Source organism: uncultured Amphritea sp. (genome assembly GCF_937127095.1).
Lineage (GTDB): Bacteria > Pseudomonadota > Gammaproteobacteria > Pseudomonadales > Balneatricaceae > Amphritea.
In genome coordinates, this window is record NZ_CAKZLP010000040.1 from 32313 (window position 1) to 46552 (window position 14240).

Consider the following 14240-nt stretch of genomic DNA (forward strand, 5'->3'; position numbering starts at 1 on the left):
CCTTCAGGCGACAAATTGACGCATGTGCGTTTCTGTCACACCTCCCGCTAACCTTCAGGCTTTACCATAGCAGCGTCAAAATCACTGATGGAATGTAAGGTTATGAAGTACGTGAAAGCATATGTTTTGTTGGGAGTCTACGGCGTATCGGCGCCGTTAGCAGCGGCAACAAATTCTGTTGACAGCACCATCGTTGTCACCGCGACTCAGGTTGAGCAATCGATTCAGGATGTGGATGCCTCTATTGAGGTTGTCACCCGGGAGGAGATCGAATCATTCTCCAGCCGCAGCCTTGCCGAGGTTTTGAAGCAGAGTACGGGACTGGAGGTCACCGATGGGGGATCAAGCTCATCTGTTTCTATTCGCGGCTTCAGCGGTACACACACACTTATTCTGGTTGATGGTATGCGCCGGACTGAGAAATACGCAGGCAATAACGTCAACAACATCTCGCTACAAAACGTTGAGCGTATCGAAATTGTCCGGGGACCGATGTCAGCACTCTATGGTTCCGATGCCCTTGGGGGTGTCATCAACATCATTACACAGAAACCGGACAAAGACCTGTCACGCATCCGCCTGACCCTTGGCGGAGCTGAATCACCCGCCGGACGGGAAACAGTCATTGTGCATGCCAGCCGAGATTTTGTAACTGATAACAGTAACCATAGTATCGGGATCGAATATAAGCAGCGTAACCCTTATGAAAACGACAACGGCACACTGAATGAGGAGCAACGCACCTTTCTCAACTATCGTGGCCGGTATGATCTGCGGGATGATATTCAGCTATCCGTCGGTGCCGAGTATCTTGACCAGAACGATGAAAACCCTGACGCCAGCAGCGGCAAGTTTGAATCGGAAAAGCGTTATCAACTCAATGGTCGCTATACACAGCAGTTCGACACTGATCAGTTTGATCTGGATCTCTCTCAGGGTTACAGCGATGCGCTGGTCAACCGGGGCTCAGGTGAGGAAAGCACCGACTTCAGGCAAACTCAGTTAGAGGGACGCTATGCGGGTCTGTTCAATGACGTCCATCTATATAACCTCGGTGCGGGTTACCGCCAGGATAATGTGGATATCAGCATCAACACCCAAACCGTTGATCGTGATAACTACTACCTGTTTCTGCAGGATCAGTGGAGCCTGACCAACAGCGTCAACCTGACACTAGGCATACGCCACGACAACTATAATGACTTCGGCAGCACCACTAACCCCCGCTTATCTCTCTCCTGGAGTGAAGGTCCGTGGAAAATACGCGGAAGCTACGGTACCGCATTCAGCGCCCCCTCGCTGGTGCAGATGTATTCCACCTTTATCCGCAACGGTTATGGCACCAGCATCATCAATGGCAATCCGGACCTTCAGCCTGAAGAATCGGTCAGTTATGAGCTTAGCCTTGGATATCAACTGGACAGAGGCGCGCTGGAGCTCACCCTATACCGCTCTGATGTAGATCAGTTAATTGCCGCAGAACTGAATAGCACTTCAGGAACCTGTCCGGGCTTTACCTGTACAAAAACCTACCTGTACACCAATATTGATAAAGCAACGCTGGAAGGTGCAGAAGCAACTCTTTCCTATGCATTAACCTGGCAACAGAAGCTTAGCGCTTCCCTTGAATACCTTGATGCCAGGGACGCCACCACCGATGAGCGACTGACTGAGCGCGCCCGCTGGCAAAGCAGGATATCCCTTGACTCAGAGTGGAGTTCCACATGGTCTAGCAGCGTCAGATTTCGCTATACAGGCTACTACTACGCAACACCCACCCGTTTAATGTCTCCTTATGATTCACACTTTACCAGTGTGGATACCCATCTGAACTATCAGCTCAGTGACTCTGTGCAACTGATGGCGGGCATTGATAATCTGTTTAACCGTGAACTGCCGGAAAATATGGAGTTGCGCGGCACCCCACAAGACCCCGGTTCGCGCTATTACTCTGCAGGCATCAGCCTGAGCTTTTAAGAGCCAGTGTATTGCTATAAAAAAACGCGCCAGCGGCGCGTTTTCCTCACCACCAGCACATCATTAAACGAGGCCTGGCGAGCTGTAAAGCGGGGGTCTGAAGACTAAATCAGCCGACCCAAACCCGAGCATTACGGAACATCCGCATCCAGGCACCATCTTCTTCCCACTGATCCGGCGCCCAGCTATTGGTGACCGCACGGAACACCCGTTCAGGATGAGGCATCATGATAGTGACCCGGCCATCGGTGGTTGTCACACCACTGATACCCATAGGAGAACCATTCGGATTAGCAGGATAGGCTTCAGTCACCTTACCGTAGTTATCCACATAGCGTAGCGCCACAGCACCAGAACTTTGCAGATTTTCCAGGTGTGTCTGATCAGCAAACTCGGCACGGCCTTCACCGTGAGCCACGGCGATTGGCATCCGCGATCCGGCCATACCCTGAAGGAAAACCGACTGACTTTGCTGTACTTCAACCATCGCCACCCGGGCTTCAAACTGCTCGGACATATTACGTACAAAATGTGGCCAGAGATCGGCACCCGGAATCAGCTCGTGCAGGTTAGACAGCATCTGACAACCGTTACAGATACCCAGCGAGAAGCTATCTTCGCGATTAAAGAACGTTTCAAACTGGTCCCGGGCACGGCTATTAAACAGAATCGATTTAGCCCAACCTTCGCCAGCCCCCAGCACGTCACCGTAGGAGAAACCGCCGCAAGCAACCAGACCTTTAAAGCGATCCAGATCAACCCGCCCCTCAAGAATGTCACTCATGTGCACATCCACGGCAGCAAAACCAGCGCGGTCAAAGGCTGCACCCATTTCGATCTGACCGTTAACGCCTTGCTCACGAATGATCGCCATCTGTGGCCGCACACCGGTCTGTATATAGGGTGCAGCCACATTATCATTCTGATCAAAGGTCAGCTCGGCACTCAAGCCTGGGTTTTGTTTGTCCAGTAGTCCATCAAACTCCTGCTGGGCACAAGCTGAGTTATCCCGCAGGGATTGCATGCGGTAAGAGGTTTCCCCCCAGGTACGCTGCAATGTGGTACGGGACTCGGAATAGATCTCTTCATCATCAAAGTGAACCCGCAGCTCATCATCCATATTGACCGAGCCAATCACCTTGGTAATCTCGGCCAGGCCGGCTGCGTTCAGCTCAGTCAGTACAGCCTGAATATCATCGCGTTTAACCTGAATAACCGCACCCAGCTCTTCAGAGAACAGCGCCGCGGCAAATTCAGAGCTGTCAGTCGCCAGCATATCCAGGTTGATATCCACACCGGTATGCCCCGCAAATGCCATCTCCGCTATAGTGGTAAACAAACCACCATCGGCACGGTCATGGTATGCCAGCAGCAAGCCCTGTTCGTTGAGTTCCTGAATAGCCGTAAAGAAGGCTACCAATTGCTCAGGATCATCCACATCAGGAACATCCTGACCGACTTCATTATACACCTGCGCTAGGGCAGACAGACCCAGTCGATTCTGACCGTTACCCAGATCCAGCAGGATCAGGTCGGTGTTTTCAACATCGGTCCGCAGTTGCGGCGTCAGCGTCTTACGCACATCCAGTACCGGGGCAAAACCGGTAATAATCAGCGAGGTCGGCGCGGTTACCGATTTATCTTCACCGGCATCGTTCCATACGGTGCGCATCGACATAGAGTCCTTACCTACCGGAATAGTGATTCCCAGTTGTGGACACAGCTCCATACCCACCGCTTTAACGGTGTCATACAGTTTTTCATCTTCACCCGGATGACCGGCAGCACACATCCAGTTGGCGGACAGTTTAATATCGATAATATCGCTGATGCGGGCGGATGCCAGGTTGGTCACGGTTTCACCCACAGCCATCCGGCCAGACGCAGGCGAATCAACCAGCGCCAGCGGTGTACGCTCACCCATCGCCATCGCTTCACCGGCATAGGTATCAAACGATGCCGTCGTGACTGCACAGTTCGCCACCGGCACCTGCCATGGACCCACCATTTGATCACGCGCCACCTGGCCGGTAATCGAGCGGTCACCGATGGTGATCAGGAACGATTTAGAAGCAACAGCGGGCAGGTTCAGTACCCGTGTGGCCGCTTCTTTCAGATCGATACCGCTGGCATCAAAGGCCGGGACTTCATAACTGATGCGGTTAACCGAACGGTGCATTTTTGGCGGTTTACCAAACAGCACGCTCATCGGCAGATCAACCGGTTTATTCTCAAAGTGAGCATCGCTCAGGGTCAGATGTTTCTCATCCGTTGCCGTACCCACGATAGCGTAGGGGCAACGTTCACGGGCGCAGATCGCTTCAAAACGGGCCATATCTTCCGGCTGTACCGCCAGCACATAACGCTCCTGTGCTTCGTTACACCAGATCGCCAGCGGCGACATACCCGGCTCATCGTTATTCACATTACGCAGTTCAAAGTCACCGCCACAACCGCCATCTTTAACCAGTTCAGGGAACGCGTTAGACAGACCACCGGCACCCACGTCATGGATAAAGGCGATCGGGTTAGCATCACCCTGTTGCCAGCACTGATCAATCACTTCCTGACAGCGACGTTCAAGTTCCGGGTTATCCCGCTGTACCGAAGCAAAATCGAGATCCGCAGAGGAAGTACCAGAAGACATTGAAGAGGCAGCGCCACCGCCCAGACCGATCTGCATGGCAGGACCACCCAGACAGATCAGCTTGGCACCCACTTCGATCTCACCCTTATCAACGTGATCCGTCCGGATGTTACCGTAACCACCGGCGATCATGATCGGCTTGTGATAACCACGCACCTCTTCACCCGCTGCACCGTTAACCTTTTGTTCGAAGGTACGGAAATAACCGTTCAGCGCCGGACGACCAAATTCGTTATTGAACGCCGCTCCACCGATGGGGCCTTCTAGCATAATATCCAAGGCAGATACGATCCGCTCGGGTTTGCCATAATCAGATTCCCATGGCTGAACAAAGCCGGGGATTTTCAGGTCAGAAACAGTAAACCCTGTCAGACCCGCTTTTGGCTTAGAGCCTTTACCGGTAGCCCCCTCATCACGAATCTCACCACCGGAACCGGTGGCGGCACCCGAGTGCGGCGCAATCGCGGTCGGATGGTTGTGAGTCTCAACCTTCATCAGGATCTCAATACTTTCCTGATGATAGCCATACTCTTTGGTAGCAGGATTCGGGAAGAAACGCCCCGCTTCTGAGCCTACCATCACAGCCGCGTTATCCGAGTAAGCGGAGAGAATATTCTCACCGCCCAGCTCATTGGTGTTACGGATCATCGCGAACAGCGATTTATCCTGTGCTTCACCATCGATATCCCATGAAGCATTGAAGATCTTATGCCGGCAGTGTTCTGAGTTTGCCTGAGCAAACATCATCAGCTCCACATCCGCCGGGTTGCGTCCCAGCTCGGCGAAACTACTCACCAGATAATCGATTTCGTCATCCGCCAGCGCCAGGCCCAGATCGGTGTTGGCTTTCACCAGCGCATCACGGCCACCGGACAGAATATCCACCAGCGTCAAAGGGGCTGGCTGATCAGCACGGAACAGTTGTGATGCATCATCGACCGCGTTAAGCGTCGCCTCAACCATCCGATCATGGAGTGCAGCACGCACCTCATCCAGCTCCGCATCGTTCAGTGGCTGCTCAGAATGCACAAAATAGGCAGTTCCGCGCTCCAGCCGCTTAATGCTCTGCAGGCCACAGTTTCTGGCGATATCAGTCGCCTTTGACGACCAGGGCGAGATCGTACCCGGACGGGGTACGACTAAAATTAATTGACCTGAAGGCTCTTCCACTTTAGCTTTAGGGCCGTAGCAAAGGATACGCTCCAGCGTGTTTTGCTCCTGATCAGACAGGTTATTTTCCAGGTCAGCGAAGTGCATAAACTCACCGTAAACACCGGTAATGTGGGCAATTCGGGATTTCAGGGCAGACAGCAGCTTATCGTGACGAAAAGCAGAAAGAGCAGGCGCTCCACGCAGTACCAGCATGTTAGTTTCAAGCCTCTTGAGTGTGTCTAACAGATAGGTTGTATGTAGGAGAAAATTAAGGCCGAATTTTACTGAAATAGCGGATTGGTTACCAGAAAAAGCCCATTTTCTTATGCGAATAAATTCATTTCACGTTAAAGAGCTACTTTTCCTGCTGATTTCAGTATCGCTGTTTGTCGCTCTATTCCTCTATAACCAGAGTATCAGGACGCAGGTTGAATCGATCCAGAAAACCGGAATTCTCAGGGTTGCCACCCTTAACACACCGACAACCTACTACCAGGATAACAACGGAGAGCCCACCGGATTTGAATATGAGTTGCTGAAATCATTCGCCGATTACCTGGGTGTTGAACTCGAGCTGATCATCCCGGATACCTTCGGTGATATATTCACTCTGGTGAAAAATCGTAGCGCCCATATTGCTGCAGCCGGGCTGACAGTAACCGATGAACGTAACCAAAACTTTCTTTTCTCTCCCGCCTACGCATATTCCACCCCCACTCTGATCTACCGTGTTACTCAGGGCAAACCCGAGCCAAAATCGGTTGCCGATCTCGAGAATAAAAACATCAAGGTTATCGCCAATAGCAGCCATGCAGAACTGTTACGGACTCTGAAAAACACCTACGGCTACCTGAAGTGGCAGGAAACAACCACCAGCAGTGTTACTGAGCTACTTGAAGATGTGTATGAGCAGGAGATCGACTACACCGTCAGTGATGACTTTATATTCGACGCCCAGAAATCCTATTTCCCTGGTCTCAAAAAATCCCTGGCACTGAGTAAACCCAAGCCAGTCGCCTGGCTGCTGATTAAACAAAGTGACCAGAGTTTGCAACGCGCCACCCAGCGTTTTTTTGAGCGTCCAGCCACTCAGGAACTACTGGTTAAATTAAAAAAGAAGTACCTCACCCGACAAACCCGACTCGGTTATGTTGATATCGAAACCTTTCGCAGAGACCTGGAAACCCGTTTTTGTAAACTTGAGCAATATTTCATGATGGCTGAACAGGAAACCGATATCGATTGGCGTCTACTCGCCTCCATTGCATACCAGGAATCCCACTGGAATCCGAATGCCGTTTCACCCACTGGGGTTAAAGGAATCATGATGCTAACCCAGGCAGCCGCGAAAGAAGTAGGGGTCGCCGACCGCACTGATCCCGTACAAAGCGTCATGGGAGGTGCCCACTATCTGGAGAAAGTTATGGGCAAAATCCCTGACAGAATCCAGGGTAAAGAGCGGATCTGGTTTGCGCTGGCCTCATACAATATAGGCTATGGCCACCTTGAAGACGCTCGTGTTCTGACCGCCCGCGCGGGCAGAGACCCGGATAAGTGGAGTGATGTAAAAGAGTTTCTGCCACTACTGACCCAGAAAGAATACTTTCAAAGCGTACGCCACGGATATGCCCGGGGCTATGAGCCCGTATTGTATGTCAAAAACATCCGTAACTATTACGACCTGCTCGACTGGGAACTGCGAAAAGCCAAGATAGAAGCCGCTAAGCCGCCGCTAGGCCCGGCCGAAAATGAGGGCGAAATCTTCATGCCAGGGGCCTCTCAGGATAATGGTGCAGATGCAGTACAGGAGATGATCGATACTATTCCCTCAACACTCTGATCAGCACGGAACTGTGATACCTGTCCCGCTTTAGTCGGCGGTTTTTTTCATCATTCGTGCGAGCAGATCTCCATATCCGTAGAAAAGCCCATTACAATGCAGGTCTACACTATCCTGCAGAGTAAGCCAGACCCCATGTTTCATCGAATGATAACGATACTTGTCACCGGACTGACTCTCGGTATGGTTCCACCTGCGCTTAGTGAACCTGCAGACCCGTTGTCACTTTACACCGATGCCTCACACTCAGAAACCAATAGTCAATCAAACCAGATAACTATTGCTGATCAAAAACAAATCTCTGTGTTACAAGCGCATAGAGAGCCTGACATCGAGACAGTGTTACCAACAACAGCCTCGAAGCTAGCAAATACCTCAGACACACCAGCGGTCTCTGAAGTCGATACGGATGCTAAGATCGAAGCTATTCTTACATCAGATACTCAGCCTAAAATACCCACTGAAACAGACGCTAAAACAGAAACAATCTCACAGGTAAAGACAGCCGCTACAATAGAAAATGCGCCTGATAAAACCTTTACACCTGAAGTGGTCACCGGTCCCCATGAAGATGTTATCAGCATCTGCAAACAGATCGGTGAAAAACTTGGCAGTGTCTCTGCAGAAGAGTGTCTCGCGGCTGAATTTTCGCCCCCTCGCTTTTATTCACACAACCACCTGCCACTGTTAGAAAAACATTTTCCGGCATCCCCGAACCGGGAAGATCCCCCCAGAATTCTGTTTCTCGGGGGTATCCATGGCGATGAATACTCAAGTGTCAGCATCTCGTTTAAATGGCTGAAAATATTGCAGGAAAGCCACAACGGCACTTTCGACTGGCACTTTATGCCCCTGACCAACCCGGACGGACTACTGCAAAATAAATCGACCCGGGTGAATGCCAATAAAGTCGATCTAAACCGTAATTTTATCCCGGCAGAAACGTCGATTGATCCCCTGCAGCACTGGCAAAATTACGCCAGAAAACGTGCCCGCTATTACCCCGGAACCAAACCTCTGAGCGAACCGGAAACCCAGGCGATCCACCAACTGATCGACCGGCTACGACCCGACGTCATCGTTTCCGTTCATGCGCCCCACGGAATATTGGACTACGATGGCACAATCACCCCACCACGAAACCTCGGTCCACTGCAGTTAAAACAGCTGGGCACCTACCCTGGTTCACTCGGTAACTATGGCTGGTTTGTCAAACAGATTCCCGTGATGACTATCGAACTAAAACATGCCGGCATTATGCCCGGGCAAAACGATATCGACAGAATGTGGGCCGATCTGATCCAGTGGATACAACAACGTACCGAAGGGGATGGCACCCTGTTGGCACGCAAAGAGAGTATGCGTGAGAGGAAGCCTACTTTATAAAGCAGTGTTTAAAACCCGTCACTGAGGTCGAACGGCTGACGTTTTTTCGGCCTGCTTGGCAGCCTTTTTTTCAGCGCGTCGCTGACGAAAAAAAGCACTGATGGCATCGCTGCACTGTTCCGCCATCACCCCTCCGGTATATTCAGGCCAGTGATTCATCCATGACTGATCAAACATCAGAGCATTACTAATAACCGCACCTGCCTTGGGTTCAGACGCACCAAACACGACCCGCTTTACCCGGGCATGGATAATCGCTCCGGCACACATCGTACAAGGCTCGATAGTGACATAGAGCGTAGCCCCCGCCAGACGATAATTGGCGATCTTCGCAGCAGCCTCACGCAGCGCCATAATTTCAGCATGAGCGGTTGGATCATGGCCGGAGATCGGCTGGTTCCAGCCCTCACCAAGCACCTGCCCGTCCAGCACCACCACCGCACCAACTGGCACCTCGCCGACATCAGCCGCCAGCTGAGCCAATCGCAGCGCATGTTCCATCCAATGTAAATCGTCGTTATCATTCATGCGTTGAAATATACTCAGGAAACTATGATTGCAGGTTGTTCTAATACGATTCAGAGATTATATCACCCTGAAAAACATTGAGGGATGAAGAGATTCCCTCATGAAACACTTCGGATCGGCCTCTGGCTGAATCCCCCCCTTCTACTCCTGTATATGAACATGCACCTCCGTTCGTGTAAAACCATGTTCCTGCTTATCCTTAGCCAGTCACTTTAAACAGAGGTCAGTACAGTAGTATGTACGACAACGAACAGACTAAGCCTATGCATACGACTACCTTTGATCCCACAGTCGAATTTCAACTTAATACAATCCAACGACTTATGCTCAACCGATAAGGGAGTCTGAAGATGTACAAAATTAGCAGTTATTTCAGCACACTGATGTTCTCGGCAGTCGCCATCGTCTTGATGAGCACAATGGCACAGGCCGGTGCAGCAAGCGCAGAGGACCTCGACAAGGAGTCCCAGCAGGCCCTGAAAACCCTTTATGAAACCCAACCCTTTACTAAAACACTGTTGCAGAATGCCAAAGCTGTACTCGTATTTCCACATATCGTGAAGACAGGTCTGGTGTTCGGTGGCAGCTATGGCGAAGGGGAGTTAATCCAGGGATCACTCATTGTTGATTATTACAATTCTGTTTCCGGATCATCAGACCTGCAGCCCGGAACCCAGCCCTATGGTTACGCTGTCTTTTTCATGACGGATAGTGCCCTTAATTATCTCAAAGAATCGAAAGGTTGGGAGATTGGCGTGGGGCCTACCCTCGTTGTGGTTGACGACGGCATGGTAAAGAACCTGTCTACATCGTCATTGAGGGATGATGCTTATGCCTTCATCTTCAGCCAACAGGGATTGATGGCAGGGGTCAGTATCGATGGCACCAAAATATCCCGCATCAATCGATAGACCTGTAAAAAGTCAGATGCAGTTTGCATTCATCCTTAATGGATCACCGCCGAAAGACCAAAAACAACAGCAAAACCATCACCCGACGATAAACGTATCGGTAACAGATCAATAGCTTGTTCACCTTCACGGGAGCACCAATTTTGACTTCATGCCTGGGCAAAACACTTTAATGAAAACGAGTTCCTGCACGCCCTGTATTAACAACATGCGAGCATCGCTTTAGCTTACCCAACCGTGCCCATCATCAGGAGAATAATATGCCGCATCCAATGCTCGCTCAGGGAAAAAACCACCTGCTCGAAACTTTGACGCGCAAAGACAGGCAGCACTTTCTGGCAAACTGCACACCGGTTGAACTGGTGTTTGCTGATATTCTGGCCGAACCCGGCGAACCTATCAGCCACGTGTATTTCCCCACCGACAGTTTCATTTCTCTGGTGACACCCACCACTGCCGACTGTGCTCCTATGGAAGTAGGCTTGGTTGGCGATGAAGGGATGCTTGGAATATCTCTTATACTGGGTGTCGACATATCACCGCTACATGCTTTGGTACAGGGAGCAGGCATGGCGCTTCGCATGGAAGCAGACCCGTTTCAGCGCGAAATAGAGCGAAACCCCACACTACGGCGGGTACTGCAGTGCTATCTCTACGTGATGCTGGGTCAAATCGCACAAACCGCCGCCTGCAGCCATTTCCATATGATCGAGGCCCGCCTCGCCCGGTGGCTGCTGATGACACAAGACCGCGCACATTCAGATACATTTCATATAACCCATGAGTTCCTCGCCTACATGCTGGGCGTGCGTCGTGTGGGCGTCACCAAAGCCGCCTCTGCTCTGCAGCAGCGTAAACTGATCCGTTATAGCCGCGGGGAGATCACTGTTCTCCACCGCATAAATCTGGAAGCTGCGTCGTGTGGATGCTACACAGCAGAGATAGCCGCCTATACCCGAATACTAGGCTAAGAGCACCGTAAAACTATCAGGCACGTATATTCAGTGCCGTCAGCAACCCCTTTACAAACCCCTCATTTGTCAGCAGAAAGAGCGTTTTTTTGTCCATAGTACAATGTGCAATACCGTACAGAAATTAAACTCTATTGCAGGTAACTTTTATTAGATTACAGTGCCCGGCGATAACGTTACAGACCCGGGCTGCACCAGCACTCCCTTTTGCTTGAAAAAACCGTATACATCCGTGATGAACAAGACCGAACGTTTCAACAGTATTTCACATCTGATCGGTGCCGCGCTGGCACTGGTGGGTGCCGTTGCGCTGATTCTGGTCGCATTACAGGATGGGGATACGTACCGCATAGTGTCGTTCAGTATTTATGGCGTGACGCTCTTTCTGCTCTACTCGATCTCCACGATTTACCATGGGCTGCCCCCTGGATCTGCTAAACGAGTGTTTCGTATGCTCGATCATCAGGCCATCTATCTGCTGATCGCCGGTAGCTATACCCCCTTCATGCTGATTACACTCAAGGGTGTCGTAGGTTGGTGGATGCTCGCTGCGATATGGAGTATGGCATCTGTAGGACTGGTGCTCGATGCACTGCCGCGGTTTAGCAAGCGGGTACTGCAGATGGGCCTGTATTTTGTGATGGGCTGGTTAATCCTGCTGGCAATCAGGCCACTACTCGCGGCCCTGCCACAGGCGGGCTTCGTGTGGCTGTTAACCGGCGGGATCCTCTATTCATCGGGAGTGGTCTTTTACGCCCTTGACCAGCGCTACCCCTAGATGCATGGAGTGTGGCACCTATTCGTACTGGGGGGCAGTATCAGTCACTATGTGGTTATTCTGATCTATACCTGATAACAGTTAAGAATGCTCAACATCATGCAGAGAAAAGCCCGGCAGTGTTTGTCTGTGATTGCGGAATATTCACTTCCGGTAGCAGGCGATCAAACTCCCGCTTCAGCAACTCGCTACCGGAACCATAAAGGAAGGCCCGAGAGGCATCTGACTATGAGAAATAGTGTGTGCTAACAGACAGACGTGGGTGTTCTTCATTGCTAAGCTGAATTTGCAAGACCACCCGGTTCTGCACGCCTCACTCACAGTCATTAACGCAGATGAACAGTTAACTAAACACGACTAAAAACACCCTTAATACACAGTAATGGAGTGACGAAAATGCTTGAAACAATTGCAATTTTCTTAGTTGTCCTTTGGCTCCTGGGCTTGGTTTCTTCGTATACCTTAGGTGGATTTATTCATATCCTCCTGGTACTGGCTGTCATCGTTGTGGTGCTGCGTGTGATTAAGGGTAGACGGATAACCTAGTTAACTTGATAACTTCACAATGTTTGTATCACCAGGAATAACAAAATGAGTGGAATAAAAATCTTAGCCATCCTGCTGATCGTGGCTGGCAGCCTCGGCTTGATCTATGGGGGGTTCACATACACCCAGGATACCCAAACAGCCAAAGTAGGCCCATTAGAGTTAACTGTGAAGGATACGAAGACGGTCAATATACCAATATGGGCTGGAGTCGGAGCGCTAGTGATTGGTGGTTTATTACTGGCTATACGTAAGTAATCCCGGGCAGCGTTTATGGTTGGTACCGGCGGATGTCAGAACGGGCATCTGCCTTTTGACGGGCGTCCTTTACCATCACCGCCAGTCGCATTTAGAGAAGAGAAGTTGAGTACGAAAGTGACACTTTTCAGCGCGTTCTGAAGGGCCAGAATCGGGCATACTGATAGCGTACCATGCTGAAGATTCCCCATGCACGAACCAGCTGTCCAATCCGGTGCAACCGGTTGGACCGGGTTGCAAACACAAGCAAGGTACCTGTAGCCACCACCAGTGATGGGTGTGCACGCAGTGCCTGCCCAACAGCATAGACTCTGTCGACCCACTGCAGCTGTGTTTGCAAATGGGTTGCGATAGTGGATAACTCATTGCGCTGCACAGTGGCCTGCAACACCAGCGTCTCGCGATGTCGCTGCAGATATTGCTTACGTGTACTCATAACCCGGACTCCAGGCGTTCAACATCTTTGCGCAGTTCCGCCAGACTCGCGCTAAATAGCGGTGGACGGTTTCTCAGCTTACGCTTCAATACCCAAGCGCTAATGAAGCCAACCAGCAGATATAACAAGGCGAAGGCTGCCAGTGCGGTCAGACGATAGCTATCCCAAAATAACTGGACGATGAGAATAGTCGCCAGTAACAGTCCCAGTCCAAGAAAGAACAGCGACACCTGCTGGAGGATAAACAGTTCCCGAACTCTGATCCCCTCTTCTTCCAGCTCCGTAGACAGAATTTCTACCCGGGTACGCAGAACCTCAACAGAAGTGCCAAGCAACCGCTGCAGCGAAGCCAGCAGTCCCTGTGATCGGGATTTGGAGGGTTGTGCACCACTGTCGCTGTTCGTCATATGTCTAGCGCCGACCGCTTAACATACCCAGTAGTAAACCAACAGCACCGGCAATCGCCATCGCCTGCCACGGGTTTTGATGCACCAGTTGATCCGTCGCTTTGGCTGCGGCTTTGGTCTTGACGATAAGATCATCCTCCAGCACATTGAGTTTGCGCCGCGCCTCACGCAGATTCACTTCGGCGCGTTCACGTACCCCAGCAATTTTTCCACCGGTCTCATTCGCGGTGAACTTAAGCAACTCTTCAGCATCATCAATGACCTTCTTGAAATCCTCGACCAGCTGATCCCGTGTTTCCTGTGTTTCAGTTGTCATACCGTACTCCATAAAGTGTATTCGTAAGTCATACTATTCAAGATCGCATCGTCAGAATGAAGCGTGCATTCAATGGCGTCGAAGTCA

General features: G+C 51.0%; 13 protein-coding genes. 8 read left to right on the forward strand and 5 right to left on the reverse strand.

Annotation, left to right across the window (positions count from 1 at the left end):
• The first annotated feature begins 102 nt into the window (after positions 1-102).
• Positions 103-1977, forward strand: coding sequence for a TonB-dependent receptor (locus Q0499_RS09105; RefSeq protein ID WP_299198496.1), 1875 nt, complete (start codon positions 103-105; stop codon positions 1975-1977).
• Between the two features lie 109 nt (positions 1978-2086).
• On the opposite strand, the gene purL is transcribed toward Q0499_RS09105, so the two are convergent.
• Entirely contained in the window at positions 2087-5989 is a 3903-nt protein-coding gene (purL, locus tag Q0499_RS09110) for a phosphoribosylformylglycinamidine synthase (RefSeq protein ID WP_299198497.1), read from the reverse strand.
• A 112-nt stretch (positions 5990-6101) separates the two neighbouring features.
• On the opposite strand from purL, the gene mltF reads away from it, so the two are divergent.
• Positions 6102-7616: a membrane-bound lytic murein transglycosylase MltF gene (gene mltF / locus Q0499_RS09115; RefSeq protein ID WP_299198499.1), complete on the forward strand. Its 1515-nt coding sequence runs from the start codon at positions 6102-6104 to the stop codon at positions 7614-7616.
• 147 nt (positions 7617-7763) lie between these two features.
• Positions 7764-9002: a M14 family zinc carboxypeptidase gene (locus Q0499_RS09120; protein WP_299198501.1), complete on the forward strand. Its 1239-nt coding sequence runs from the start codon at positions 7764-7766 to the stop codon at positions 9000-9002.
• Between the two features lie 18 nt (positions 9003-9020).
• On the opposite strand, the gene tadA is transcribed toward Q0499_RS09120, so the two are convergent.
• The gene (tadA, locus tag Q0499_RS09125) at positions 9021-9530 is read right to left on the reverse strand and encodes a tRNA adenosine(34) deaminase TadA (protein ID WP_299198503.1); all 510 of its coding nucleotides are present in this window, start codon (positions 9528-9530) and stop codon (positions 9021-9023) included.
• A gap of 350 nt (positions 9531-9880) precedes the next feature.
• On the opposite strand from tadA, the gene Q0499_RS09130 reads away from it, so the two are divergent.
• The 5 genes from Q0499_RS09130 (at position 9881) to Q0499_RS09150 (ending at position 12994) form a co-directional block, all read left to right on the forward strand.
• Complete coding sequence (locus Q0499_RS09130; protein WP_299198505.1) at positions 9881-10441, forward strand: twin-arginine translocation pathway signal protein; 561 nt, start codon at positions 9881-9883, stop codon at positions 10439-10441.
• A gap of 260 nt (positions 10442-10701) precedes the next feature.
• Complete coding sequence (locus tag Q0499_RS09135; protein ID WP_299198507.1) at positions 10702-11412, forward strand: Crp/Fnr family transcriptional regulator; 711 nt, start codon at positions 10702-10704, stop codon at positions 11410-11412.
• Positions 11413-11647: 235 nt separating this feature from the next.
• A complete protein-coding gene (locus Q0499_RS09140; RefSeq protein ID WP_299198509.1) occupies positions 11648-12190 on the forward strand; it encodes a hemolysin III family protein in 543 nt (180 codons plus the stop codon).
• Positions 12191-12586: 396 nt separating this feature from the next.
• Entirely contained in the window at positions 12587-12736 is a 150-nt protein-coding gene (locus Q0499_RS09145) for a lmo0937 family membrane protein (protein ID WP_299198511.1), read from the forward strand.
• 45 nt (positions 12737-12781) lie between these two features.
• Positions 12782-12994 carry a hypothetical protein gene (locus Q0499_RS09150; RefSeq protein WP_299198514.1) on the forward strand — a complete coding sequence of 71 codons (213 nt, stop codon included), beginning with the start codon at positions 12782-12784 and terminating at the stop codon, positions 12992-12994.
• A gap of 127 nt (positions 12995-13121) precedes the next feature.
• Here the strand turns inward: Q0499_RS09150 and Q0499_RS09155 are convergent, their stop codons facing one another.
• From Q0499_RS09155 to Q0499_RS09165, 3 genes are read right to left on the reverse strand one after another with little or no spacing between them, the layout of a single operon-like run.
• Positions 13122-13430, reverse strand: a complete 309-nt coding sequence (locus Q0499_RS09155; RefSeq protein WP_299198516.1) for a YqjK family protein — start codon at positions 13428-13430, stop codon at positions 13122-13124.
• Positions 13427-13837, reverse strand: a complete 411-nt coding sequence (locus Q0499_RS09160) for a phage holin family protein (RefSeq protein WP_299198519.1) — start codon at positions 13835-13837, stop codon at positions 13427-13429. The genes Q0499_RS09155 and Q0499_RS09160 overlap by 4 nt, the downstream gene beginning before the upstream one ends.
• Before the next feature lie 4 nt (positions 13838-13841).
• Positions 13842-14153 (reverse strand): DUF883 family protein, encoded by a 312-nt coding sequence (locus Q0499_RS09165; protein ID WP_299198521.1) that lies wholly within the window; start codon positions 14151-14153, stop codon positions 13842-13844.
• Positions 14154-14240 lie beyond the last annotated feature (87 nt).

Coding starts and splice junctions, on each gene's coding strand:
- Q0499_RS09145 (WP_299198511.1), top strand. CDS start 12,587: ATGCTTGAAACAATTGCAATTTTCTTAGTTGTCCTTTGGCTCCTGGGC.
- Q0499_RS09120 (WP_299198501.1), top strand. CDS start 7,764: ATGATAACGATACTTGTCACCGGACTGACTCTCGGTATGGTTCCACCT.
- Q0499_RS09160 (WP_299198519.1), bottom strand. CDS start 13,837: ATGACGAACAGCGACAGTGGTGCACAACCCTCCAAATCCCGATCACAG.
- purL (WP_299198497.1), bottom strand. CDS start 5,989: ATGCTGGTACTGCGTGGAGCGCCTGCTCTTTCTGCTTTTCGTCACGAT.
- tadA (WP_299198503.1), bottom strand. CDS start 9,530: ATGAATGATAACGACGATTTACATTGGATGGAACATGCGCTGCGATTG.
- Q0499_RS09150 (WP_299198514.1), top strand. CDS start 12,782: ATGAGTGGAATAAAAATCTTAGCCATCCTGCTGATCGTGGCTGGCAGC.
- Q0499_RS09135 (WP_299198507.1), top strand. CDS start 10,702: ATGCCGCATCCAATGCTCGCTCAGGGAAAAAACCACCTGCTCGAAACT.
- Q0499_RS09155 (WP_299198516.1), bottom strand. CDS start 13,430: ATGAGTACACGTAAGCAATATCTGCAGCGACATCGCGAGACGCTGGTG.
- Q0499_RS09130 (WP_299198505.1), top strand. CDS start 9,881: ATGTACAAAATTAGCAGTTATTTCAGCACACTGATGTTCTCGGCAGTC.
- Q0499_RS09165 (WP_299198521.1), bottom strand. CDS start 14,153: ATGACAACTGAAACACAGGAAACACGGGATCAGCTGGTCGAGGATTTC.
- mltF (WP_299198499.1), top strand. CDS start 6,102: ATGCGAATAAATTCATTTCACGTTAAAGAGCTACTTTTCCTGCTGATT.
- Q0499_RS09140 (WP_299198509.1), top strand. CDS start 11,648: ATGAACAAGACCGAACGTTTCAACAGTATTTCACATCTGATCGGTGCC.
- Q0499_RS09105 (WP_299198496.1), top strand. CDS start 103: ATGAAGTACGTGAAAGCATATGTTTTGTTGGGAGTCTACGGCGTATCG.